The organism is Bradyrhizobium sp. BRP22 (assembly GCF_020194175.1).
In the GTDB taxonomy this organism is placed as follows: Bacteria; Pseudomonadota; Alphaproteobacteria; order Rhizobiales; family Xanthobacteraceae; genus Bradyrhizobium.
Window position 1 is genome coordinate 134,062 of the sequence record NZ_JADYVX010000006.1, and the last position, 26,033, is coordinate 160,094.

18 protein-coding genes are annotated in these 26,033 nt (G+C 58.9%); 8 read left to right on the forward strand and 10 right to left on the reverse strand.

What is annotated here, in order from left to right:
• Positions 1-434 precede the first annotated feature (434 nt).
• From I6F35_RS10695 to I6F35_RS10705, 3 genes are all read left to right on the forward strand, one after another.
• Entirely contained in the window at positions 435-1,307 is an 873-nt protein-coding gene (locus tag I6F35_RS10695; protein ID WP_225117623.1) for a hypothetical protein, read from the forward strand.
• Positions 1,308-1,482: 175 nt separating this feature from the next.
• Positions 1,483-3,939 carry a glycosyltransferase gene (locus tag I6F35_RS10700; RefSeq protein ID WP_225117624.1) on the forward strand — a complete coding sequence of 819 codons (2,457 nt, stop codon included), beginning with the start codon at positions 1,483-1,485 and terminating at the stop codon, positions 3,937-3,939.
• Positions 3,936-6,284, forward strand: coding sequence for a glycosyltransferase family 2 protein (locus I6F35_RS10705; protein WP_225117625.1), 2,349 nt, complete (start codon positions 3,936-3,938; stop codon positions 6,282-6,284). The genes I6F35_RS10700 and I6F35_RS10705 overlap by 4 nt, the downstream gene beginning before the upstream one ends.
• A 68-nt stretch (positions 6,285-6,352) precedes the next feature.
• Here the strand turns inward: I6F35_RS10705 and rfbD are convergent, their stop codons facing one another.
• On the reverse strand, positions 6,353-7,267 hold the full coding sequence (gene rfbD, locus I6F35_RS10710; RefSeq protein ID WP_225117626.1) for a dTDP-4-dehydrorhamnose reductase: 915 nt from the start codon (positions 7,265-7,267) through the stop codon (positions 6,353-6,355).
• Positions 7,267-7,821 carry a dTDP-4-dehydrorhamnose 3,5-epimerase gene (gene rfbC, locus I6F35_RS10715; RefSeq protein WP_225117778.1) on the reverse strand — a complete coding sequence of 185 codons (555 nt, stop codon included), beginning with the start codon at positions 7,819-7,821 and terminating at the stop codon, positions 7,267-7,269. The genes rfbD and rfbC overlap by 1 nt, the downstream gene beginning before the upstream one ends.
• A 110-nt stretch (positions 7,822-7,931) precedes the next feature.
• On the opposite strand from rfbC, the gene rfbA reads away from it, so the two are divergent.
• From rfbA to I6F35_RS10735, 4 genes are all read left to right on the forward strand, one after another.
• Positions 7,932-8,807, forward strand: a complete 876-nt coding sequence (rfbA, locus tag I6F35_RS10720) for a glucose-1-phosphate thymidylyltransferase RfbA (protein WP_225117627.1) — start codon at positions 7,932-7,934, stop codon at positions 8,805-8,807.
• 25 nt (positions 8,808-8,832) lie between these two features.
• A complete protein-coding gene (rfbB, locus tag I6F35_RS10725) occupies positions 8,833-9,900 on the forward strand; it encodes a dTDP-glucose 4,6-dehydratase (protein WP_225117628.1) in 1,068 nt (355 codons plus the stop codon).
• A 72-nt stretch (positions 9,901-9,972) separates the two neighbouring features.
• Positions 9,973-11,274, forward strand: coding sequence for a UDP-glucose/GDP-mannose dehydrogenase family protein (locus I6F35_RS10730; RefSeq protein WP_225117629.1), 1,302 nt, complete (start codon positions 9,973-9,975; stop codon positions 11,272-11,274).
• 82 nt (positions 11,275-11,356) lie between these two features.
• Complete coding sequence (locus I6F35_RS10735) at positions 11,357-11,905, forward strand: hypothetical protein (protein ID WP_225117630.1); 549 nt, start codon at positions 11,357-11,359, stop codon at positions 11,903-11,905.
• Between the two features lie 159 nt (positions 11,906-12,064).
• Here I6F35_RS10735 and I6F35_RS10740 read toward each other — a convergent pair whose 3' ends face one another.
• A complete protein-coding gene (locus I6F35_RS10740) occupies positions 12,065-13,315 on the reverse strand; it encodes a glycosyltransferase family 92 protein (RefSeq protein WP_225117631.1) in 1,251 nt (416 codons plus the stop codon).
• A 394-nt stretch (positions 13,316-13,709) separates the two neighbouring features.
• Here I6F35_RS10740 and I6F35_RS10745 point away from each other — a divergent pair, with 394 nt between their 5' ends.
• Positions 13,710-14,756 (forward strand): hypothetical protein, encoded by a 1,047-nt coding sequence (locus I6F35_RS10745; protein ID WP_225117632.1) that lies wholly within the window; start codon positions 13,710-13,712, stop codon positions 14,754-14,756.
• Positions 14,757-14,823: 67 nt separating this feature from the next.
• Here the strand turns inward: I6F35_RS10745 and I6F35_RS10750 are convergent, their stop codons facing one another.
• The 7 genes from I6F35_RS10750 to I6F35_RS10780 all read right to left on the reverse strand — a co-directional run bounded on the left by I6F35_RS10750 (position 14,824) and on the right by I6F35_RS10780 (position 25,911).
• Entirely contained in the window at positions 14,824-15,747 is a 924-nt protein-coding gene (locus I6F35_RS10750; protein WP_225117633.1) for a glycosyltransferase family 2 protein, read from the reverse strand.
• A gap of 16 nt (positions 15,748-15,763) precedes the next feature.
• Positions 15,764-17,965 (reverse strand): glycoside hydrolase family 99-like domain-containing protein, encoded by a 2,202-nt coding sequence (locus tag I6F35_RS10755; RefSeq protein ID WP_225117634.1) that lies wholly within the window; start codon positions 17,963-17,965, stop codon positions 15,764-15,766.
• A 368-nt stretch (positions 17,966-18,333) separates the two neighbouring features.
• Positions 18,334-20,295: an SEL1-like repeat protein gene (locus I6F35_RS10760; RefSeq protein ID WP_225117635.1), complete on the reverse strand. Its 1,962-nt coding sequence runs from the start codon at positions 20,293-20,295 to the stop codon at positions 18,334-18,336.
• A gap of 77 nt (positions 20,296-20,372) precedes the next feature.
• Positions 20,373-21,722, reverse strand: coding sequence for an HlyD family type I secretion periplasmic adaptor subunit (locus tag I6F35_RS10765; RefSeq protein ID WP_225117636.1), 1,350 nt, complete (start codon positions 21,720-21,722; stop codon positions 20,373-20,375).
• A complete protein-coding gene (locus I6F35_RS10770; protein ID WP_225117637.1) occupies positions 21,712-23,946 on the reverse strand; it encodes a peptidase domain-containing ABC transporter in 2,235 nt (744 codons plus the stop codon). The genes I6F35_RS10765 and I6F35_RS10770 overlap by 11 nt, the downstream gene beginning before the upstream one ends.
• 201 nt (positions 23,947-24,147) lie before the next feature.
• On the reverse strand, positions 24,148-24,774 hold the full coding sequence (locus tag I6F35_RS10775) for a class I SAM-dependent methyltransferase (RefSeq protein WP_225117638.1): 627 nt from the start codon (positions 24,772-24,774) through the stop codon (positions 24,148-24,150).
• Between the two features lie 180 nt (positions 24,775-24,954).
• The gene (locus I6F35_RS10780; RefSeq protein WP_225117639.1) at positions 24,955-25,911 is read right to left on the reverse strand and encodes a calcium-binding protein; all 957 of its coding nucleotides are present in this window, start codon (positions 25,909-25,911) and stop codon (positions 24,955-24,957) included.
• Positions 25,912-26,033: the final 122 nt, after the last annotated feature.

A 26,033-nucleotide genomic window follows, 5' to 3' on the forward strand; every position in this document is an offset into this window, starting at 1 on the left:
AAATCCGGCATCTCGATCTGAGTAGCGCTGAGAACATCGCCGACTCCATCGCACTGCTGAGAGATGAAAACGACAGGCTGCGCCGGGTGGCCGCGTCGTTGAGCGCGGAGACTGAGTATATCCGCCGCTCCCTCTCGACGTCGGGATCCACACAATGGCGCTCGTCCTCACGCTTGAGGGCTCTTCCCTGATTTGCCTTTGCTGACGCAGCAGGTGCCTTGCCGTGACAACCGGTTTCGCGTTCTGGCAAGGCAAGATCCCTACGGGAAAAAACGGAAACTACGATTTCTGGTTGCATGGCGGCTTGGGCCCCATCTGCCCGAAGTTTGCTCAGTACATGATAACAAACATGTCTAACATTTTGGCGGCCAGATATGATATGATGGCGAACTGAAGTGGATTGCAATTGTTATGGTTTGTTTCGGGGGTACCTAATGAGTGATGCTGAGCGGCAGAAAGTGGTGAGTCTCGACCGCGGATTGTTCTTCGTGAACTACAGGAGTGCCGAAGACTCCCTCTCTCCGCCTCACGTCACGGTCACTCCGGCCGATGGCCACGAAAAGCGGATGGAGATCATCCTGCATCCTGACGCGACCGGGCCGACTCTTTGGGAGCCGAATTCCGGCCTGGTGGTCCGGGTCAACACGCCTGGCACTCTGCAGGTCCAAGTCCAGCCCATGCGAGTTGGAGGATCACAAGCCGCCGTGGTTCGCATTGAACCGATCCAATCCGGCCGAGCGAACGTCGTCGCGACACAAAGCGAAAGCCGGGGCTTGCACGCGAATGCCGCGACGGAGGGCCTGAAGGTGCTTGGCCACGTGGCAGGTCGCGGCGACGTCATTGTCGGAGCCAACGCGTGGATTGCGGGCCCAGCGGCACCGTCTCGCGTTGAAGGCGTGGCCCTGGAATGGCCGGAGAAGCCAGCCGGTGTTGATGTCCGCTATGCAGTCCAGTTCGCCAACGGTCAGGCGGGGAGCGGCAGGATGGTCCCGCTCGGGGCCTACGCTGGCACACGTGGCCGAGCCCTGCCCATTACGGGCATGGTCCTGGAGATGAGCGGCACCGATGAATTGGAGTTCGTCGCGGAAGCGGGGTTCTTGAACGCACCAACCTTGCGCGCCGTCGGCAAACGCGTGGTGCTGTCAGGCCCGACCAACCGCGAGCCTCTGGTTGGCATTCGCATCGGCATCGAACGGGTTGCGGCCGCAGAGCACGTCGCACCGCCCGTAAGGCCGCGAAAGCCTGCCGGTTCGGGGCGGGTCCGAGTGTTCCGCAGCCGGGCACGGCAAGAAAGTTCGGTCACCTAGAGCGTGATCCGAAGAAGTGGAAACCGGTTCTCCTCGCAACCAACGCAGGAGATTATGCTCAAGCACTGTGGATCATGATCCGATTCTGTCCGATCAGATTTTGATCCAAGAGCGATCCGGACAATGAGAGTTCGGAACGTCGGCAAGCGACCTCAATTGGTCAGGGCACCGTCAAATGGTTCTCGACACCGTCATTGACGCGCCAGCACCTGTCGGACCTCGCTCGCATATCGCGCTCGAGCGCTTGGCGGCGCAGGCGCTGACCGCCGAGGACTTTGTCGCGGCGTTCAAATATGCCGATCGCCGCTGCCGTGTTGAACCGCCGCCGGCCGCCCATTGCTTCGTTCTCCGCGCGGAGGCGAACTGGAAGCTTGGACGCGGAGAAGCGGCGCTGGCCGACCTCACCGAAGCGCTTCTTGTCGACCCTTCTGATGTCGGTGCCAACCGTCGAATGCTTGCCTGGGCCACGGACGATCGGCGGCGGGTCGCGGCGGCCAATCTGATAAGCCGTGACGGCAATCCAGCGGTCCTGCGAGCTGCCATCACCGAACTCCGGCGAGCTGGGGATCGGCACTGGGCCGCATGCTCGGTGTTTGACAATCATCTGACGGGCTGGGTCGCCTGGACGAAGGCAACCACAGTCGAAGCGAGTCTCGCGACTGACGACGGCACTTTAACGAGCCTGCTCGAGCCCAATTCATTTCATCCCTTGGCCAGCAGGGACGTTCAGGCGACCGCCTTTCTGGTCAGGCGGCCACCATCCAGGACACCTCAGACGCTGACGTTGAAATGCGACGGCGCGCTCGTCCAGATGCGGCGGCTCGCACCCAACTTGTCTCCGTTGGCGGGAGCCCGGGCCGCCGCGCATCCCTCCCCTCGGTCAAGCTCTCGCACCTTCGCCCCCACCGTCATCGTTCCTGTCTATCGTGACGTGCAGGCAACCATCGACTGCTTTGAAAGCCTCCTCAAGGCAAGAGCTTCCGGCGGGTTCGGAAAAGATCCTTTCCGCATTCTGGCCATCGATGATGCCAGCCCGGAGGTGGAGCTCCGACGCTACCTGCAAGAGCTTGCCGCGGCCAACAGGATCAACCTTGTTGTGAACGCCGTAAATCTCGGCTTCGTCGGGGCGATCAATCGCGCGCTGAAGGAAGTGCCGACTGGCGACGTCGTGCTGCTCAATTCCGATACCATTGCAGCACCCGGCTTTGTTGATCGATTGGCAGCGGTGGCGCGTTCGGCACCGAACATCGGGACGGTCACGCCGCTTTCCAATAGCGGCGATATCTTCTCGTTTCCGGTGCCGAACGACGTCAATCCGATGCCCGACTACGAGCAAATACTCGAGATCGATCGTGTCGCGGGTATTGCCAACACTGGCGAGGCAATCGACGTCCCAAGCGGCATCGGGTTCTGTCTCTATATCACGCGCGCCTGTCTCGATGCCATCGGCGGGCTGTCGGAAACATTTGAGCGCGGCTATCTCGAGGATGTGGATCTCTGTCTTCGCGCACGCGCCAAAGGCTTTCGCAATGTTTGCGCACCGTCGGTCTATGTCGGACATCACGGATCGAAATCGTTCCAACATGAGAAGCGAGGCCTGGTGCTTCGCAATCTGGACGTTCTGGACCAGCGATTCCCAAACTATCGGAATGAATGCCGCGCGTTCGAGACCGCCGATCCATTGCAGGCGGCGCGCGCGGCGCTCGAGCGCGCACTGCCCTGGTCGTCAGAATCATCCGTGCTGATTGTCGGAAATCAACGCACCTGTTCTGCTGTGGCCGAGGAGCGAGCGCGTCATCTCCGCCAGCATGGTGAGCGCCCGGTTCTGCTATGGCGAGAACGCGATGTCCATCATCTCAAGGCCGCCGACGGCACGAGTCCGCAGGCGGTCCATTTGAGACTGGGCACGGAAGAGGCCATCACCGACGCCGTCGAAATCCTTACACGGTTGCGTGCAAAACGTGTCGAAATCGTCGAGCCGAATCCGTTGCCGCGGTTGATCGATTTGATGCGAAAACTCGACCTTCCGCTCAATTTCTGGCTGGTCAAAGGAAACCTGGGCGAGGCGGCCGTCTCGCTCCCCGACGACGTACCTCTCCTCGTTCCCAGCAAAGCGGCCAAGGCTTTTGCCCAGACCAGGTGGCCCAGGCGCAATATCGTCCTCCAGGATTGGCCAACCCGTTCCCTTAACCTGCCGCCGCTTTCCGGCTCGCGCAAATCGTTTGCCATCGTTCCATCCGTACCCTCGCCCGCATCCTTGCGCGTGATGCGGCGTTTGGCGGATCGCCTGCAACGACGAGCGCCATCCCGATCGATCGTTATCGCCGGCACGACGTGTGACGACGATCGTCTGATGTCGTACTCGAATGTCTTCATAACTGGCGCGGTCGCAGCGGACGAGCTTGGCGATGTTCTGGCACCGCATGACCCGGGTTGGCTGCTCACCGATTTCGAGGAACCAACGTTCGGTCATCCGCTGATTGAGACCGCAAAGCAGGCATCGAGACCCGTCGCATATCGCGACTGGTCGGGCAGATCGACCAAACCTCGCAAGCGCGACCTTGCCGTTCCTGCCAATGTGGATGAGGCAGGATTTGTCGATGCTGTGGTCGACTGGGTTTGGCGATCATGAGCATCGCGCGCATCACTCGTACGGTGCCGGCGGCCAAACCGAAATTGATCAGCCGGCTAGCGCTCGCTCACGACGGCACCGTATCTGGCTTCGTATTCGATCCCGAAGCTCCGGAGCGCCGTTTCACCGTCGATATCCTGCTCGACGGTCTGGTCCTGAGAACGTCCTACGCCGACGCCATTGTTCCGGAACTCCAGCAGCAGGAGCTGGATGGCGCTTATGGCTTCGCGGTAACCCTCAAGCCGGATCTGCTCCAAGCCGCGAGCGTCCTTGAGGCACGCCTGGCCAATCTCGGAACTCCGATCGGACACCCCATCGACCTGGAGAATGAAAGCCCACTTGTCGATCTGCGACCGACCTGCGAACTGCGCTGGCTGGGTGGCCTGCATTTCGAAGGCTGGATCGATAGCGAAATCGCCGCCACGCTTGAAGCGATCGTCGATGGAGAAACTGTTGCGCAGGTCCGGGCGACGGCCTGGAGGCACATCGGCGACGATGCCAACAGGCATGGATCACGCAACGTCCGTACTTTCGATTTCCACGTCCCACAGCGCTTCGCCGACGGACGTGTCCACAGAATAGGTCTGCGCAAGGACGACGGCGAGCAGGTCCCGGCAACGGCCGTCTTTGTCGCATTTCCCGACGGTCTTGCCGGAATGATTGACGCGATCGGGGATCACGGCGCCGAACGCCTGCGCGGCAAATTGTACGATCAGCTCATTCCGGCCTCGCTTCCCCTCGCCGACTATGCAAACTGGCGCGATCGCTTCCCGTTACCAGAACCGCAAGCAAGCCGGCTTCAAGTGGCTGTCGTTGTCGCCGGCACCGCCGGGGCTCAGCAAACGCTCTCCACGCTGGAGGCGCAGAGCCACGAACACTGGACCGCGGGTGTCATCGACGGTCCACCGCTTTCCATCGACAGCGATGCCCTCCTTGAGTTTCTCGAAGACGCCGCACCCGATGCACAGCATGTCGTCGTCACCATGGCGGGCATGTCGCTCGAACAGAATGCGCTGGCTCGCATCGCAGCCGCATTCGAGGCCTATCCGGATGCTACGGCCATGTACGGCGATCTTGACTTTCTCGCCGACGATGGGCGCTTGTGGCCGCTTGCCTTTCCGGCGTTCGATTACGAGAGGATGCTCGAGCAGGGATATTGTGCGCACCTGTTCGCAGTCCGACGAGACGCCCTGCTCGCGGGACTTGAGGCGCGTCCTGACAACCTCTATCGGCTTTTCAACTCCCTGTTCGATCATATCGGTCCACGACAGGCAAACATCCTTCATTTGCCGGGAGCCCTGGCAGCCCTGCCGAAACTCAATCGGGTGAACGCCGGCTCCCGGCTTGCCGCCGCGAGCGACATGCATCTGCGCGCGCGCGGCGTCGCGGCAGAAGTGAGCCGGCAGCAAGGCAATCTATTTCCCGCGGTCCGAATTAGGCGGTCGATTCCGCGCGAGCGGGTGACCGTGATGATCCCGACCCGCGACCGCCTCTCGCTTCTGCGCACCTGTCTCGACAGCATTGCACCTGCGATCGAGCGTTGCCGTGCCGACGTCCTGGTCGTTGACAACGATAGCGCCGACCCGAAGACGGTCGACTATCTCGTAGATCTGTCCCGACACGGCGTCCGGACTTTGCGGATCGAGGGGCCGTTCAACTTCGCAAGGCTCAACAACCAGGCTGCTGCGATGCTCGATAGCGATGTCCTGTGTCTGCTCAATAACGATATCGAAGCAAGCTCCGACGACTGGCTCGAGGAGATGCTCGCGCGACTGGCCGAGCCGGATGTCGGCGCGGTCGGTGCGCTGTTGACCTGGCCGGGCGGCGTCGTGCAGCATGGCGGTGTCGTGCTGGGAATGAACTTCGAGGCGGCCCACGCCTACACCGATAGATTCAGCGATGATCCCGGTTTTGTTGATCAGCTACTCGTCGCCCACCAATGCAGCGCGCTAACAGCGGCCTGCCTCGTGACCCGACGAAGCGACTATCTTGCCGTCGGCGGCATGGACGAAGCTCGTTTCGCGGTGGCATTCAACGATGTCGACTATTGCCTGCGCCTGCGCGTGGCCGGCAAGCGCATCGTCTTCACGCCGCACGCGAAGCTGGTCCACGCCGAATCCGCCAGCCGTGGCAAGGACGTTCGGGCGGACCGACGGGATCGGTTCGAACGTGAGCGCACTCTACTTCGCGCACGCTGGGGCGAGTTGCTCAACCAAGACCCGGCCTACAACCCCCTGCTGTCACGCGATGGGATTCCTTATAGCGGCCTGGCTTGGCCGCCGGGACCTCGCGCCCCCCGGTATAACCATGTCACAATAGCCCGAGACGTGCCGTTGGGATTTTGATGCGACGGCGATCCACCGACGCCGCGCGCTCCCTCGCCAATAACGTGCCGAGAAGAGGCGCCCGTTACTCACGAGTTTGCCGGCGGCCTTTGCAGCGCGACGAAATTATCGAGCTCCGGTGTCAATGCATCCTGCCAAGCTGGCGTGATCACTCCGAACCGATCTTTCAGGCGCGACAGATCGAGCCGAGAATTACCTGGCCGCGTGGCCTTGGTCGGAAACTCCGCGGTCGCGATCGGAACGATGGTCTCCACGGCGAGCTCCACGCCGCGCGACCTCAGGCCGGCGACAATGGCACTTGCGAAGCCGTGCCAACTGGTCTCGCCGGCGCATACGAGATTGACCACGCCGCCGTGGCGTACGAACAGCGCGTTCAAGTCCGACACATCCGGCAACACGATGCCGGCGACCGCGTCGGCAATCGCGCTCGCCGTTGTCGGAGCCCCGATCTGGTCCGCGACGATCCGCAGCTCTTTGCGCTCGCCGGCCAGCCGCGCAATTGTACGCAGAAAGTTGGAGCCCTTGGCGGCATAGACCCAGGACGTGCGCACGATCAGATGCGGTCCGCCGGCTGCCTGGATCGCCGTGTCGCCCGCCAGCTTGCTGGCGCCATAGACCGAGAGCGGGTTCGTGGGACTGTCCTCGCGCCACGGCTGGTCGCCGGAGCCGTCGAAGACATAGTCGGTGGAGAAATGGACCAGCGGCACGTGATGCTGTGCCGCCCACTTCGCGATCGCCTCCGGCGCCTTGGCATTGACGAGGAAGGCGAGCTCGCGCTCGTCTTCGGCGCGATCCACCGCGGTGTAGGCGGCAGGGTTGACGATGAGATCGGGTTTGAAACCGTCGAGCTTTTCAGCGAGCGTCTCGGGCTTCGACAAATCGAGCTCCGCGCGCGAGGGCGCGATGATCGCGCCATGCTTTGCCAGCAGGGGCTGCAATGCACCGCCCACCTGGCCGTTGGTACCCGTCAACAAGATCCGCATCAGACTTGCCCATAGACTGGAAGGTTTTGCACGTCGGCCAAGAGCGGCGCCACGGCGTCCTTGGCCGACAAAGACGGCTTTTCGACACCCCAGTTGATGCCGATCGCGGGATCGTCCCAGCGGATCGAGACCTCATCTTTGGGGCTGTAAAGATCGTCACATTTGTAGAAAAAGTCGGCGGTCTCGGAGAGAACGACGAAGCCGTGCGCGAAGCCGCGGGGGACCCAGAGTTGGCGCCTGTTCTCTTCGCTCAATTCGACGGCAACGTGGCGTCCAAAATTCGGGCTGCCGACCCGTACGTCGACGGCGACATCCAGTACCTCGCCACGCAGCGCCGTAACCAGTTTGCCCTGCGTGGCGGGATTTTGCAGGTGCAGCCCGCGCAACACGCCGAAGCTCGAGCGTGACATGTTGTCCTGCACGAAAGGCCGCGCGATCCCGTGCTCGGCGTATCGGAAGAACTGATAAGTTTCGAGAAAAAAGCCGCGCTGATCGCCGAACAGCTTGGGTTCGAGGATGAGGACTCCGGGAAGTTCGGTCTGGATGACATTCATTTCACAACACTTCGAAATTTGCTGGCCCACAATGTTATCACTGCATTGATAACAACCTTGTGCACCTCACATTATATGTTATGTTTTGTGATAGTAAAACGTGAGGGGCTATGAAAGGCATTATCCTAGCCGGCGGGACGGGCTCGCGCCTTTACCCAGTGACTACGGTCGTATCAAAGCAGCTTCTGCCCGTCTTCGACAAGCCGATGATCTATTATCCGCTGTCGACGCTGATGTTGGGCGGAATTCGGGACATTTTGATCATCTCGACGCCGCAAGACAAGCCGCTGTTTCGGCGGCTGCTCGGCGACGGCAGCGAGATCGGCTTGCGCTTTTCCTATGCCACGCAGGAAACGCCACGTGGACTTGCGGACGCCTTCATCGTCGGTCGCGACTTCATCGGCCAGGACTCCGTCGCCCTAGTGTTAGGCGATAACATTTTCTACGGCCATGGACTGCCGAGCATGCTGTCCGCCGCCTCCATCCGCAGGAAGGGCGCGACGGTGTTCGGCTATATCGTCAACACGCCCGAGCAATATGGGGTGGTCGAGCTCGATCACACCGGCCGTGCACTCTCGATCGAAGAGAAGCCGAAGCAGCCAAAGTCCAACGTAGCCGTCACCGGGCTATACTTTTATGACAACGACGTTGTCGAGATCGCGGCTCGGATCAAGCCGTCGGCTCGCGGCGAGATCGAAATCACTGACGTCAACAACGCCTACCTCGAACGCGGCGACCTCTATGTCGAGGTGCTCGGCCGTGGCTTTGCCTGGCTCGACACCGGCACACATTCCTCGCTGGTCGAGGCCAGCCATTTCGTCCAGATTCTCGAGCAACGCCAGGGCTTGCGCATCGCCTGCCCCGAAGAGATCGCGCTGCGTCAGGGTTACATCTCGCTGCAAGCATTCGAGAAGGTCGCCGAGAAGACCGCGAAAAGCAGCTATGGCGAATATCTGAAATCCGTTGCCCGCTCACACAAGAGCTGATTCCAAAGCATGGAGGCGATAGATCATGCGCTTTAAGGGCTCGACTATTTTTGTCACCGGCGGCGCCGGTTTTATCGGTTCGGCCGTCGTGCGCCATCTGCTTCGCGACAGCCACGCCCGCGTGGTCAACATCGACAAGCTCACCTACGCCGCCAATCTCGACTCGCTGCCGACCGCGAAGGAGAACCTGAACTACAGCTTCGAGAAGCAGTGCATTTGCGATGGCGTCGGCCTGCGCCGGCTGTTCGAGAAATACCAGCCCGACGCGGTGATGAATCTGGCCGCCGAGAGCCATGTCGACCGCTCGATCGATGGCCCCGGCGAATTCATCCAGACCAACATCGTCGGCACCTTCACCATCCTGCAGGAAACGCTGCGCCATTGGCGCACGCTGTCGCCCGAGAAGCGGGCGCGCTTCCGCTTCCTGCACATCTCGACCGATGAGGTGTTCGGTTCGCTCGGCGACGATGGCTTCTTCACCGAGACGACAGCCTATTCGCCGAACTCGCCCTACTCCGCGAGCAAGGCGTCCTCCGACCATCTGGTGCGCGCCTGGCGCGAAACCTACGAATTGCCGACACTCGTCACCAACTGCTCGAACAATTACGGCCCGTATCACTTCCCGGAAAAGCTGATTCCGCACATGATCATCAAGGGCCTGGCCGGCGAGCCGCTGCCGGTTTATGGCGATGGAAAGAACATCCGCGACTGGCTCTATGTCGAGGACCATGCCAAGGCGCTCACGCTTGTGCTCGAGCATGGCGTGGTCGGCGAGACCTACAATGTCGGCGGCCGCAACGAGCGCACCAACCTGCATGTGGTCGAAAGCATCTGCGATCTCCTCGATGAGATCGCCCCGAGCGCACAAGGCCCGCGCCGCAGCTTGATCAGCTTCGTCGCCGACCGCCCTGGTCACGACCGCCGCTATGCCATCGACGCCTCAAAGCTCGAACGTGATCTCGGCTGGTGTGCGGAGGAGAACTTCGAGACCGGCATCGAGAAGACCGTGCGTTGGTATGTCGACGAGCAACCCTGGTGGCGGGCGATCCTGGAGCGGGGCTATGCGGCAAAACGCGTGGGGCTCAACCAGTAACATAACGGATGATCACTTCGGAACGGCATCGCTTCTCTCCTCTCGTGATCGGCAACATGGGTCCATACAACGATGCGCATTGCGATGATTGGGGCTGGCTATGTCGGCCTGGTGTCAGGAGCCTGTTTTGCCGATTTCGGTCATGACGTCACCTGCATCGACAAGGATGCCGACAAGATCGCAGCGCTGAAGCAGTGCAAGATTCCGATCTTCGAGCCCGACCTCGACACGCTTGTCGAGACCGGCATGAATTCGGGCCGGCTGAAGTTCGCAACCGATCTTTCCTGCATCGCCCAGGCGGATGCCGTCTTCATCGCGGTCGGAACGCCATCCCGCCGCGGCGATGGACATGCGGATTTAAGCTATGTGCATGCTGCCGCCCGCGAGATCGCGGCGCATCTGAAGGATTTTACGGTCATCGTCACCAAATCAACGGTGCCGGTCGGGACCGGCGACGAAGTGGAGCGGATCATCCGGGAGACCAATCCGACGGCCGACTTTGCGGTCGCTTCGAATCCGGAATTCCTGCGCGAGGGCGCTGCGATCCGCGACTTCCAGCATCCCGACCGTATCGTGGTCGGCACCGAAGACGAGCGCGCCAGGAAGGTGATGGGCGAGATCTACCGCCCGCTCTACCTCAACCAGGCGCCGATCCTCTACACCAGCCGGCGCACCGCCGAACTGATCAAATACGCTGCCAACGCCTTTCTCGCGACCAAGATCACATTTATCAATGAGATGGCGGATCTTGCGGAACAGGTCGGCGCCAATGTGCAAGAGATCGCGCGCGGCATCGGGCTCGACAACCGCATCGGCACCAAATTCCTGCATGCGGGAGCCGGCTATGGCGGCTCGTGCTTTCCGAAAGACACCCGCGCGCTGTCGAAGACCGCGCTCGACTACGGCGTGCAGCTCCGCATTGTCGAAGCAACTCTGACTGCCAACGAAAACCGCAAGCGTGCGATGTCGCGCAAGGTCGCGAACGCACTCGGCAGCGACCTCCGCGGCAAGATCATCGCCGTGCTGGGCTTGACCTTCAAGCCCGACACCGACGATATGCGCGAAGCACCCTCGATCCCGCTGATCGCCGGCCTCCTGGATTTCGGCGCCAAGGTAAGGGCTCATGACCCCGTCGGCATGGAGCAGGCGAAGAAGGAAATATCCGGCATTGAATATTGCGAGGATCCCTACTCCTGCGCCCGCGGCGCGGACGCGCTGGTGATCGTGACGGAGTGGCGGCAGTTCCGCGCGCTGGATCTCGAGCGGATCAAGACAAGCATGGCGACGCCGGTGATCGTGGATTTGCGGAATATCTACCGGCCCGAGGACGTACGATCGGCCGGATTCAAGTATGAGAGCATCGGACGACGATGAGCGAGTGCTTGAATTAGCGCCAAATCGTTAAGCCTCGCTGTGCCTGGTCGTAATTGGGAGGAAGCGTCAATTGTTACCAAGAATGTCGGCAGAGGAAGCGGCTCTGTTCTTGTCCTTCGTAAGAAATAGTCGCGACTATGTGGAGTTCGGAACCGGCGGAAGCACTGTCGTCGCGTCAAAGCACGTCAAGAATTCGATACTTTCCATCGATTCTTCCCGGGAGTGGCTAGATCAGGTCCGGGCCGCCTGCGTTTCGAGTCAGACAAAGCCCGAGTTGATGTTTGTCGACATCGGCCCAACCGGCGATTGGGGTTTTCCGACCGACGCCTCAACGAAGTCGCGCTGGCCGGACTATCACTCGGCTATATGGGAAATACCCCATAGCACCGCGGCGGATCTATACCTCGTCGATGGTCGTTTCCGAGTTGCGTGCTTTGCCCAGATTGTGTTGCACTGCAATCTGAACGCAATTATCGGCATCCACGACTTCGGTTCACGCCCCAACTATCATTGCGTCAGGGAAATAGCTCGCGAGATTGCGACGGCTGGCGACATGTCGTTCTTCCGTCCGCTTCCCAAAAAAGAAGCCGCAGAAGCGATCCTCCAATCGTTTCGTACGGAGCCGTCCTAAGGGCGATCCCGCTTTAGCTTTTGCTTGAGCATGATCTTCGCGCAAACGCTTCGCGTTTGTCGCGAGGGAAAACCGATCCCCAGTTTTCCGGATCATGCTCTAGCTGGGCCCTATCCGCTTGAGTCGGCCGCGTCATGCACAATGTTTACATTGTAGCGGTCAGCTATGAATTAGCTTCTTCAGTTCAGGAAGAAATTTTTGGATCGTCAGATCTTCAACATCGTTCCGGTCCCGAAGCGTAAAGAATTCCATGGCGCGAATTCGCTCAGGGTCACCTTCCCCCAAAGGCCTTCCGCGCTCTCGCTTCTTCAAGAGCTGCTGTCGAGACTTTGTATAGTAATGATTGATGGCCAGCTTCCGGCGCTTTGGAACTGAACATCGTCCACCGATTGGAAAGACCGGCGTACCATCTTCCTGGACATAACATCCCAGGACGAGCGACTGATGGGGATGGAGATATGCCACGATCGCATCAGGCCGCACGATCGATTTCATCACATAGTGGTCCGGGAAATCATCAGGGGCCCTTCGCGTAAAAGACTCAATGCAGAGGCCTTGGGGCCTTTCTTCGTGACCGTTCGATCCAAAATTCAGCCAATGAACCGCGACCGCCGGAGCTGAAGCAACATCTTCTAAAATATCTTTGATGCTGTCTCCTTCGACGGGATAAAGAAACTCGTCGGCATCAATAAACGCACACCATTCGGAGCTATTTCGATAGCTATCGATTGCGTGATGAAATGCGCGCATTTGACCAAAGTCACCCTCCACGTAGTGGTACGTGATCATTTCCGGCCAGGGAAAGGATTCTATAACGGTTCGCGTCTCGTCAGTGCTTTCATTGTCGTACAAATAGAAGTGGTCGACGCCAGCCAGTCTGTGAAAATGCAACCACTCAAGCAGATCGTCCGCCTCGTTCTTGATCGCACACACAACAGACAATCCGTGCTTCTTACGGCTCACTCCGGCATGCAGCTTTTTTGCCTCCATGACTCGCAAGAGGCCGGCGAATTCTCGACGAAGATTCTCACTCTTCGGAGCCACGGCTAGCGCGGCAAGATAAGTGTCTTGCGCCTCTTGAGCGGAACCCATGTTCAAATGCGTTACGGCAAGTCGATGCAGAATACGAGAATCGGAAGGCAGTTGCCTGGCAAGACGAACCAGAATTTCCAATGCGCGTGCGAACTCGCAGGCCTGCACAAGAACCGCGGCTTTCGCGAACTGATATTCGTTGGAACCGCTGAACCGCCCTTCCAACTCCTTGACTGACTGAATCAATTCTTCCGGATTCGGATTAGCAATCCGACCGGAAAAGAAGTCTCTCAATCTTCGCTCGACCTCATTCGTCGAGAGCGCATTGAGATCCAGGTCCAAGCCGAAACTTGACCGTGTCGAGGTTTCTGTTTCCAACCTACAGCGCTCCCGGCTTGATCATACCTAACATTGGTTCACTCCGAAAATTCCCGCTCGAGCAACTTGATCCTGCAAGAATGCGGTATAATCTAAGCGGATTGACCCAGCATCTCAGTTTCTATGTGAACCTATTCTTGATTGTTGTAAGGTTATTTCGAGGAAAATCAACCAGATAATAGAGACGTTAACGCGCATCTTTGTGCAGTGTTATGTTGCGTATCGCGGGAGACCTGAACTCTAAATGACCGGGATAATGAGAGATAGAATGCGCCCTCGCACGCTTACTCGAAGAACAATTGTGGCCGCTCTAGCGGCAGGTCTCGTTCCGACTTCCCTGCACGTTCTAAGCCTCAAGAGTTTTGCCGCGTCGGCAGCAAAGTCTCGACCTCTCGTGGGCGCAATTCGCTGGGATGCATGGTATTCGCCGGGTTCGGCACCGACACAAGCGGTTGAGAACTCACTATCGCCCGAAAAATATCGCTGGAGAACTCCATTCTTCGCCAGGGACCAGGGCAATGATTCAGATGCCGTTTCTTTCCCGGCCATCACGCAGGAGGAAATGGACAAGGAAATAGGTCAAGCTGTCTTTGCCGGACTCGACTATTGGGCATTCGTTGCCTACGGATCAAACCATCCGATGTCGAAGGCGCTCGATCAGTTCAGGGCCAGCTCGAAGAGCGGCAGTCTCAGATACTGTATGTTCACGGAGCTGAACCGGTGGGGCTCACGCGCCAAACTGACGGCTCTGCCTCAAGAGCATATCGGTCTCATGGCGGACAAGAATTACCTGCGGGTATTTGGCAACAGACCTCTGTATTTCTTGGGCTTCATCAATGAGGCAACCGTACAACGGAACTGGCAAGGAACCGCAGGCCTGAGGGAGCAGCTTGCGAAATTCAGAGAGGCTGCAACCAAGGCGGGGCTAGGCAATCCCTATCTGGTTCTAGCTGGCGATCAAAATTTCCTGGCGCGGGAAGCGAAAAACATGGGGGGCGACGCGGTCGGATCATACGCACTTACGATCGGCAACGGTCGAGGAACTTTTGCCAAGCTCACGCAAATCGCCGAACGCGGGTGGAATGAGCTCAAAAAGAGTCAATTGCCTGTGGTGCCGACTGTGATGACTGGATGGGATCGACGCCCTCGCATTGAACGACCCGTGCCATGGGAAACGAAGCAACGTCCGGGAGAAGGCATGGAGAACTTCTTTACGGCACCAACAAAAGAAGAGCTCGCCGGTCATTTGGCCCAATCTCTCGAGTGGATCGCCGCTCAAGCACCGGGCCAGCAGGCCCCCGTTGCGCTGATCTATGCCTGGAATGAAAATGACGAAGGTGGCTGGCTAATGCCGACATGGCCTTGTCAAACAGACCGCCTCGATGCGCTACATCAAGTTCTGAAGAAGACCGCTCCAAGCCATAAGCCAGAGCTCTGCTAACGGTACAGATGGGCGAGCCGCTGCAGTAGCGTCTTCCATCTATTGGCCTGATACTTCCCGGTATGGATCATCGCCAGTTGAGTGGCATCGTCCATTCATTCCAATCCACAGTCCTATGATCGGGATGATAGGGAACATACAATTGCTTCACCCAATAACTGAAGTTTGGATGAAGCTTGACAAATTTGTAGAACGCATCTCCGAAGTTTATGGGGCTCAAGCAAGTCCTGTTCATTGGCCTTTGGGCTATCGCGTTCACGCAATAGGATGACATACAGGCCCTTGTCTCGCTTTCAGCGACGTTGCTGAGGCTTCGAAAGCTGTTCGTCGAATGGAGCCGATACATATAGCGATCCGCTTCCACGTATTTCGGCTCGACTACGGTGACGGCACGTAGAGCGAAATCCCAGTCGTGGCAGTATTTCAAATCGGCCAACCATCCAACCTGTCGCAGCAACTCGCGACTCAACACGAAATTGCCGGTGGAAGCGGCGATCTGCGAGTCAAGGAACGTCCATGACAGCGGAGAACCGGCTATTCGGGCCCGATCGATGGCATACCGAAGACTCGTCGGAAATTGATGGGTCGTTATCGACCTACCGCGTTCATCGATTGGCTCGACAGCCGAAAAGCCGAAAAACAGCTTCTCATGGCCGTACTGGCTCGCAAATATCTGAACACGGTCCTTTGAAAAGGCATCATCCGAATTCAGGAAGAAGATCATTTCTCCCTTTGCGAGGGACAACGCTCTATTCCAGGTGTAGTGCGCCCCGAGGTTGAGAGGATTCCTCAAGAGCGTGCAAGACACGAAGCGCTTGCCGAAGGACTTCTTCTTAATGAGTCGCTGCGCGATTTCAAAACTCTTATCAGGAGAATGATCGTCGACCACGATGAGTTCGACATCGGAGAAGGTCTGCTGGTAGACAGTCTCGAGACACTCCTCGATGTACGCTTCATGCTTGTAGCAGGCAATTACGACGCTAGCTAACACCTGAGTCCTCCCGAGCTCAACGTCGTACGATTATCGAATGATTCGATCTGATGAGGGCACGGCTTCCTTCACCCACCTCAAGAACGGCGAGTTTGTACTCTCCGTCAGGCATATCGCGAACGAGAAAGGACAGTTGGAAGCCGAAATAGCACTCCTTGCTTTCCGCCTTCATATATTCCTTGACGTCAAAGCGCTCGTGCCAGTCCACAACCAAGCAGTACCCGTTCTGATCCTGCTTTTCCGGATTTGCGGAGAGGAGGATCAAGAAGCCTGTCCTGTGCTTGCTCGCTTCAAAGCTTCCGCCAGGACAGACCCATCCTCGCACGAGAATGCTCGCGCGCGGGTCGACTACCACCCGCTCGCCCGTTTGCGAGTTTATGTTCTCAATGACAAGCAATGATCCGGGCGGATTCTCAGATGCATCTTGCGCTTCGACAGGAACTCCGCTCCGCGTGTGCTGCAAGCCCGAATAGGCCATCTCCGATTTGTGAAGGGTAGCGAGCAGTTCAACGTGCGTGGCCGCTTCCTTCACCGCTTGCTCGAGCTCCTGCCGACTGAGGCAGTCCAATAGCTCCGGATTCGAACGAACTTGGATCGAGATCGGTTCGGATGACGCTACCCTTCTCACCACCTCAAGAAACGCTCGTCCGTAACGCGAGTCCGGTTCTAGATGGGCTCCCTCGGCCCACTCGTTCCAAGAGTTGATGAAAACGATAGGTTCGGAAAATGAGCTCTTCCTTGCTCGGCGGGTGGCATCTCGCAGCCAGACTTCAAATGCCTCCGGACTCGACCTGTTAAAGATGTGGCCCCGCGAACCCTTCCGGGGTGTGTTATCCCAACGCGGCATAACGGCCGGAAAATAAGGATAATCGTATGTCTTGCCCAGAGACGAGCGCATGGCGTCAACGTAGTCGTAGACCTTGCCCGTAAAGGTCGCTGGAGCTCCCAAGTCCGAGAGGGGCAACTCCGCCGTCGAGACGGTGTGCGGAGGAAATTCCACCGCCGCATCGCAGTTGACGTCCCGCGGATCAAATTCTCCGAACGTCATGGCGTTGCAGATCAGAATCTCGCCAATTCCCAGCTCCTTTGCTCTCGTGCGCCAAATCTTGAATAGACGCTGCTTGTCCGGCAATAGCGATGGCCGGTAGATAAGTATGACCTTGCGGCCGTCTACCGAGATGTAGCGCTCGTCGAGCAGAAGGTCCGCCATATCGTCAATAAAGCGAACATCTTCTTCCAGAGAATGATTTTGTCCGAGCAGGAGCTCCGCATCTGAACCGTCCCAGCGACGTGACCAATTCTCATTCGCCCAGCAGATGCAGAAGGGTAGATTCGGCTCTCCGTCCTCCAGAAGAAGTTCCAGCGGCCTTTCCAGAAGTCTACGCCCCTGGAACCAGTAAGCGTAGTAGCAGAAACCGTAGACGCCGTAGCGGCGAGCCAAATCGGCCTGCTGTCGACGCGTGTCCGTCAATCTCACATCATAGAAGCCTAGGTCTGCGGGCAGCCAGGGAGATTGATGCGCTGGAAACTGAGGACGCATGCGCGAAACGTTGGTCCACTCAGTGAAACCAGGTCCCCACCACCTGTCATTCTCCGCGAACGAGTGAAACTGAGGCAGATAAAAGCAAACGTAGCGCACCTCCTTGCCTGTGGGGTCCGGAGCAGGCGTAACGATCCTGTTGTTGTTCGGAATCAGGAGGTCGCTGTAATCGGCGCTCGAAAATCCCAGCGCGATGACGAGTTCGTCCGGCGCGAAGTTGTCAAAGAGCGGGATCTCAAAGTATTCCCCATCGTCCAAGCTGACGCGAAGATAAATCTGGGCCTGGCTCGGGTCCAATAGCGTGTTTCTGAGGGCCCGCGCCAAGCGCCGACGTGCGCCCGGGTTCGCCAGATCGATACGGAATCCAGGACGACCAATTGCCTTCGAGCGAATTTCGGCGGGAGCCGCACGGTCTGTCCTCGTCTCTTCGATCGAGTGGGAGCCAACAAAGAGCGAAAGGGAAACAGAGGCCGCGGGCGACCTGGCATCGACGATCCAACCCGAGATTTCCCGGCCGGAATACTCAAGTATCGCGCCGCGCAGGCGGGCGCCCGACTCCAAATTGCTTAAATCGGAATCCAGGAACAAGCTTTGAAGATTTTCCTCTTGTGGAATAGGACTAGCAACAGGTTGCGTGTCCTTCGCATCTTTGACACCGCGTTCCGCAATCTTATTCATCGCACCCCGATCTCCTGCCAACCCCTCGGGACGGGCTGGCCTATGTTCTTCTCGCATCACAGCATGCGCTGGCTTGACGGCGATTCACTCGCAACTTGCAGGCGAGAAGTCTTGTCCCAAGAGTAAGCACGGTTCCGTACCGCATCCTCAACGATTGAGCCGCTTGCGAGCCCGGACATCGCGCGAGCTTCGAAAGAAGATCAGCCATCATCACACATTCAGTTGTGCATTAAGCGCCTTACTTCGCAAGCGCGAGATTAGCGCAATCTTTCTGTCTTCGATATGAAGGCACGCTTCAGTTGTGTCCGAATTGTCGCAGTTGCTTGCCTCCTTTTGCATCTTTCCGCTCCCGAACGAATAAACAACGCTCAGTTGTCGGCGAGCGCGACGCCGATCGAGCTCAAGCGCCGCACTGCGCCTTCATTGCGTTGTCGCGCGGCGTGTTGATACCAATACACCGCCATGTCCCTATCTTGAGCCACGCCGGTGCCCGACATCAGTGCGTCTCCCAGCGCTAGCTGCGCTTCCGCCATGCCTTGTTCAGCCGCCTTCTGAAACCATTCGACGGCCTTCTTCGGATCCGCTTCGCGGCCCTGCCCTCTCCCGAGCATCACAGCAAGGTTGTACTGCGCCACCATATGTCCCTGCTGTGCGGCCGCCTCGTACCAGCTCACACCCTGAGCGACGTCCTGGGCGACGCCATTGCCGGTGCAATATATGACGGCGAGCTGAAACTGCGCGGCCGCATTGCCTGCGCGCGCAGCCGTGGCCATCCACGACGCTGCGGCCCGCGCATCGCTCACGCCGCTCTTCGGATCGGCATACAGAAGCGCAAGAGTGTATTGGGCTTCGACATGGCCAGCCTCGGCCGCGCGCGTGAACCACGGGATCGCGCCTTGAACATCCGCAGTCCCGCCGAACTTGCCCATTCGCAGCGCCCCGAGTTGGAATGCCGCCGGTGCGTAGCCGGCTTCCGCGGCTTCGCTCAAGAGCGCCTGCACCTGTACGAGGCGTTCGGAGGAGCCATCCTGGTGAAGCAAGAACAGGGCATAGGCGGTCTTGGCGTCGGGATCCCCGCCAACAGCGGCCTTGCTCAGCCATTCTCCTGCGAGTTTTTGATCGCGTGGAACGCCGTTGCCTATCGAATAGAGCCTGCCGAGTTGTACTTGCGCGGCACTAATGCCGCCCTCCGAAGCGCGTTCAAACCATTTGATCGCGGCTTCCACATTGCGTTCGACGCCAGAGCCGTTGAGATAAAAGATCGCGACGTTGAACGCGGCGGTCGCGTGGCCGTTCTCCGCCGCACGCTCGAACCATTTTGCGGCGCGACGAATGTTCGGGGCGACACCCGTTCCGGTCGCATAGAAGCGACCGACGAAAAACTGCGCCTGTACATCGCCTCGCTCGGCGGCCTTCTCGTACCAAGTCGCCGCTTCCCGCAGGTCCGGCTCGGCACCTGCTCCGTGTGAATAGAACTCCGCCAGCGCCTGGATCGCCGGAAGGTAATCCTTGCGCGCCGCCTTGCGCAACGCGGTTTCGGCCAGGTCGAGATCCCTGGCGACACCCTTTCCGTTCAAGCGCAACAAGCCGATGTTGTAGAGCGCTATCGCATCGTCATGCCTTGCCGCACTCTGGAACAGGCGCGCCGCTTCGGCGGGGGCCTCTGGCATCCCTGCTCCCTTCAAATTCATGAAGGCGAGCGCAACCTGCGCCCTCACATGGTCCTGATCGGCGGCTTTGCGATACCAGATCGCGGCCTGCTCGAAATCGACGGGGACCCCTCGGCCCTGATAGTGGACATCGCCAAGCGCAAATTCGGCTGGCGCACACTTCTGCTCAGCCGCGGCCCGATACCATCCGAGCGCCGCCTGAAAATCTTTCGTACAGCCCAACCCTTCGCTGTACATGTTGCCAAGGACCGTCTGCGCCTCTGCTTTGCCGGCCTCCGCTGCAGCAGAGATCCAGCGAAAAGCGACCTTGACGTCCCGCTCAACACTTGTTCCGTGCGGGAATACGAGGCCATGAACATTCGATGCCTTGTCACCGAGCCGAACGGCGGATGACTGGCGCCAGGTTTCATGTCGATAAGGACCGAGTGGGGCCTTGTCCCCATGGAGAAAGATCAAGCCGAGCTGAAATTGCGCTTCGATGCTGCCGAGCTCGGCCGCCCGCTCGTACCAGACAGCGGCGTCAGGGATGCTTCTCACAACCCCCTCGCCCTTCACATAGAGCATTCCGATCCGATAGCTCGCCTCGGCCTCGCCGGCCTCTGCGGCTAACTTCCAGAGCTTGAGCGCCTCCAGATACTGGCCGCGCTCGTATGCAGCCACGCCTCGCCCAAATGGCCCAGCGTGGGAGAACTGGGTAGCCGGCCGAATCCACTGGAACAGCGATCGCGCCGAAGGTGTCATGGCTCACGCATAGCTTCTCGGATACCCTTCATCATCCCGCCGAGCAGATACATTGCGACGGACCGGGTTCCGACGTTGATATCCCCCTGAAGGGTCATTCCAGGGATCAGCCGAAAATTGCTTGGCACGTCCTTGAACTTGGAAGAGTCGACCGAGCATCGCGCTTTATAGTAGGTGTAGTCGAGCGGCTTGCCATCCTCATCCGTTGTAAACGCACCCTCGCTGATCCAGCGCACCTTGCCTTCGGCGGTGCCGTGCTCCGCCGCATTGAACGCCTCTATCTTTATGGTGCAGGGATCGCCAGCCCGGATGAACCCGATGTCCCTTGAGGAGATCCTGATCTCCGCCTCGAGCTTGGTGTCGACCGGCATGAGCGTGATGAAGGGATCGCCCGGCTTGAGGACCGAGCCGACCGAAAGCCTCGCCATGGTCAGTACCACCGAGGGCTCCGCGGCCGTCCAGCGGACGAGATCCTGATGCTTCAGCGCCTTCTCATAGGCCGCTCGCGCATCATCGAGTTTGTTGCGCGTCGTCACCAGATCCTGGCTCAGTTGTGCAAACCACTGCTGCTTGAAGGCGTCCCGATCGGCGACCAGCGATCCCAGCGTATTCTGCGCTTCGATCAGGCTGCTGTGCGTGTTCTCCAATGTCCGCAGCAGTTCCAGCCGGGTATCCTGCGAGATGTACATGTTGAGCTGCGAGCCGGTGCCATGCTCGGCAAGCGTCGTGCGCATTGTCTCGATCTTCTGCAAGACCTCGTCGCGCTGCCGATACCTCGCATCGTCGCCGCGAAGCTTCTCGATCGTCGCCTGGGTCTGCTTGATCTTCGATTCGAAACTGTTGAGCTGGGCGGTATATTGCGCCATCCGCTGGTCGTAGAGCGCTTTCTGCAGCGCCGCGTACTTCTGGAAGTCCGGGTCCGACTTGCTGGCAAAGACGAGCGGCTGCTGCTTCAGTTCAGCCTCATCTCGCGCCACTTGCGTCTCGAGACTCGCGATCTGCAATTGCGCCTGCGTCAGATCGGCCGAGGTAAAGGTTGCGTCGAGAGTGGCAAGCAGCTGTCCGGGTTGCACCTGCTCGCCCTCGCGCACATCGATTGTCTTGATGATCGATGGATCCAGCGCCTGCAGAACGCTGATCTGACCGGCTGGCACGATCTTTCCGGAAAGGCTGGTAATAACGCGGTCGAGCCGCGTCAGGCACAGGATCGCCACGATCGCAACCAGGAATGCAGAAAGGACGAACAGGGTCGCCCTCGCAACCATAGGCTCTGCCTCCTCCCGGATCGCATCGGTTTCCGACTGGAATTGGCGAACGGTCGCAAGCGACGCTTGATTACGAGACAAGGGTCGGGCTCCGGAAGTTCGGTCTGTCGTTGCGATTCGCCGGCGCCAAGTGCGTGTTCTGCTGGTACCAAAGCGAGCTGTAGATATCGTTACGTTCCAACAGCTCCTCGTGCCGCCCGATGTCGTCGACCACGCCGCGATTGAGCACGAGAATCGCGTCCGCGGTTGTCAGCGACGACAGTCGATGCGAGATGATGATCAGCGTCCGGCCATTCGCAATTCGCGAGATATTGGCGTTTACAATCGCCTCGCTGTCGGCATCGAGCGCGCTGGTCGCTTCGTCGAGAATAAGGATCGGCGGATTGACGATCAGCGCACGCGCAATGGCAAGCCGCTGCCGCTGCCCTCCCGAGAGGTTGGGCGAACCTTCATAGACGTGGGTCTCGTAGCCGCGGGGCAGCTTGTCGATGAACTCCTCTGCGCCCGCGAGCCTGGCCGCCTTGACGATGTCGTCGAATGTCGCATCCGGCTTGGCCGCGGAGATATTCTCTCGGATCGTGCCACTGAACAGGAAGTTTTCCTGCAGCACGACGCCAACGTTGCGGCGCAGATGATCAACGTCGTACTCGCGAACGTCGATCCCATCGATCTTGATCAACCCTTCATAGTCCGAATGCAGCCGCTGCAGCAATCGGGTGATCGTCGTCTTGCCCGAGCCGCTCTTGCCCATCACGCCGAGTGTAGTTCCCTTGGGAACCTCGAACGAAATGCGGTTCAGCGCCGGCGAGACTGCGCCCTTGTATCTGAACGTGACGCCGGAAAACTCCACGTTGCCTTCGAGCGGCGACCGGACGCCATGCCCGGAGCGTCCTTCCTCGGCTGGCTGGTTGACGAGATTGCCGACGGTGATAACCGCGCTTCGCGCTTCGTCATATTGGTTGATAAGTTGCGCCATCTGCATCAACGGACCCGAGACCCGCTGCGATAACAAGAGAAAGGCGAACAGCGATCCGATCACGACGGGATCATTGCTTATAAGCGCGAGATAGACGCCCAGCGCGAATGAACCACTTACTGCCAGGCGCTCCAACGGGCGCACGACTACCTGAATCGCGTTTCCGGTCATCCCTTCCGTAAGCCGGGCCTTGGCGACGCGTGCGACCAGCACGTCCCACAGATGACGCTGCCGCGCATCGAGCGCGAGCGATTTCACCGTCCGGATGCCGTTGAGCGTTTGAACCAGAAATGCGCCCTGCGCGCCTTCCGCGACAAGGACGGCATGCGACGCCTTGCGGTAGGTCGGCAGCATCACGATAAGCCACGTTACGATCAATCCCGAGAGCGCCAAAACCACCAACGTCATGATCGGGCTGAAGAAGAACATAACGGGCAGGAAGAAGATCAGCGTCGTCGAATCCAGAATCGTGCCGAACATCTGGCCCATCAGGAAGGAACGGATGCGAAACACCTCACGGACGTCGCGCGCGACAAGGCCGACAGCGGTCTGCTCGAAATAGTCAATGGGGAGATTGAGAAGCTTTTCGAAAACGTAAGTGGACAGCTTGACGTCAAGCCGCGTCGTCATGCGATGAACGAGGTATTGCCTCAAGAACAGGAATGCCGTCTCGAAGGCGACGATCACCACCATCCCGAGACAGAGCACATAAAAGGTGTTGTATGCCTGGTAGAGGATCACCTTGTCCGACAGGAGGCGCCAGAACATGATCGGCGCCAAGGCAAGAAATCCGAGGATCAACGCGGAGATCACGACGTCCCGAACCATACGGCGTTCACGGAACAGCAGCCCGGCGACGAGGCCGAGACTGAACGGCTGCGATTCGTCGGAGATATCATAGTTGCGCTTGGCCAGAACGACATCTCCGGACCAGATGTCTTCGAAGCGCGGTCGATCGATCACAAGCAGCGCATCTTCCGCTGCATTCGGATCCCTCAATACAACGCGCGTATTGTTGGCGCCTCCTTCGACGCGCAACAGCACCATGTGACTTCCGTTGCGTAGACGAACGATGGCCGGGAGCGCCTTCTTCAGATGAGCAAGCCCGTCCCAGTCAAGTTTGACGATCTTCGATCGCATGCCGGCCTTCTCGGCGCAGCGGACGAGTTGACCGAGCTCCACCTCCTGGTCGGTCAGCAGGTTGTCTTTGATAAGCTGCGTTTGGGTGAGATGCAGCCCGTGCTGTCGTGCAACGATGATCAGACATCCGAGCGCGGACGGAGGCACCGGATCCGCATGGGTCTTCTCGGCGGCAGCTTGGATGATCATGAAGCTCAGCCCATGTGTCTGTTACGAGCGTTTGTTACGATCTTTCACGGACATACCGTTACACGACCGACGGCACGCTGCCTCTTAGATACTAACATACATACAACAAAAACGACAGGGACACTAACATTTAAAGCGATAAGGATCGCGCCGGTCATTGCAGGTTGCATCGACTGTTGGACCGGCACCGTCATGAAATCTCTAGGCAGAGGCTTCCTGAAAGTTAAAGCCCGTTTCCAACAAAGTCCTCTGGATGCCTTCGTTGTCCGCCTCGGGCATCAGCGCGAGCGCACGGACCTCGAAGTCCTCCGTCGCTATCGAAACGGTCGGAAAGCCCGCCATCAACAGCAGGTTGCCGAGGCGTTCGGCCGTAAATCCGGTGTGATGGGCCATATGGACGTGCCCCTCCTCGATCGCGCGCGAATGACCGTACAGCATGTCAAGCGGCCTGATCGGACCCGCCGGCGATTGGTAAGCGATGGCGGCAATCCCATGCTCGACGATGAACTGGGCAACCGACTCGATATCCGGGCTCGTGATTAAGGCGAACCCGTCGGGTTTCAAGACCCCATGGAACTGACGCAGCGTCGGAAAAACTTCGTGTGCGTAGAGATGCTCAAGCACATGCGACGACCAGACAGCATCGAATGATTGCGGCTCAAAGGAACCACCGAGATCGAGGATTGACCCGAGGACGTCCGGCCTGACTTCCGGATCGATGTCGAAGCGCACTTCCTCCCAGCCTTGCTCGCCCACCATTCGAGCAATTCGGCGGGCAGGTCCAGGGCCGGAGCCCGCATTGAGCAAGCGCTTCATACTGGCGGACAAGATCGGTTCCTGACGTCGCAATCGGGCGGGGTGAGAACGATACGAATTCCAATCGCCGACTACCATCACCTGATTGATGTGGCCTGACAAAGGCGTAAAGCGCATATGAAGTCACTTCAGACACAAAAGCAAAAGCCCCGCGAAGCGGGGCTTTCACTAACGTGACTCTCAGCAGCCGAGTTAGAGCTTCGGCAAACTGACGACCTGGTCGCTGAACTTGAGATCTTCAACTCCGCTGACCGCAACCGTCTGATTATCGCTGAAATGGAGCGTGTAGGTATTCGTGCTCGCGTCGACGTCAATCTTGGTGACATCAAAGAATGAACGCTCCGCAAAGCTGACGGTATCGTCGCCGTTGCCACCGATGATCGTGTCGTTTCCGGCGTGCGACTGGATATGGAAGCTGTCGTTGCCGTTTCCGCCCTGCAGCGTCGAGTTCGCAGCGGTGCCACCATAGAGCCAGAGCTGGTCGTTGCCGCCATCACCCTGCAGGACGTCACCCTGCACGCCGACCAAGGTGTCATTGCCGCTGCCACCCGAAAGCGTGCTGTGCCCCGACGTGAAGTCCCTGAGCAGATCGTTGCCGTCGCCGCCGACCAGCGATTGAGCACCCGTGCCCGCCCTCAGATAGTCGTTGCCGCTACCGCCATCCAACGTGTCGTTACCACTGCCGCCATAGATGCTGTCATTGCCAGCACCGCCGAACAGGGAGCTGTTGCCGTGTCCGCCGGTGATCAGGTCGTTGCCACCGCCGCCATAGACCGTGTCATCGCCGCTGTCGTGCAGGTGCACCGTGTCGGAGCCCTTGCCCATTGCAACAAACACATCATTGTCGGCACCGCTGACATTGAGTGTTTTGCCACCGGCGTCATCCAGGATGATCGCCTTCAGATTTGGCGTCGTCTCCACCGATGTGGACGAGGAAACGTCCAGCACCTGGATCGTGGGAGCAACCGGCCCGCCATGAAACGGTCCGTATTGAAACCATCCCCTTGTGCCATCCTCTCCGCCGTCCTGGAACACACCGCTCTGCTCCAGCGAGTCGATCAGCGCCGATCTGACACTCGCCTCGATGTTGTTACCGTTGTGGTGAAGGAATTGACCCAGCTCAGTCTTCGTCAAGTAGGTAACGGCCATGATACCCTCTGGCAAGATTCCGAGATTTCACCGATCAGCTGACACGTCGGCCAGCGCCAATGTGCTGCAAGTTGAATGTGCTGCAACTCTACCCAGTGAAGAGGACCTACTCGACCCGACAC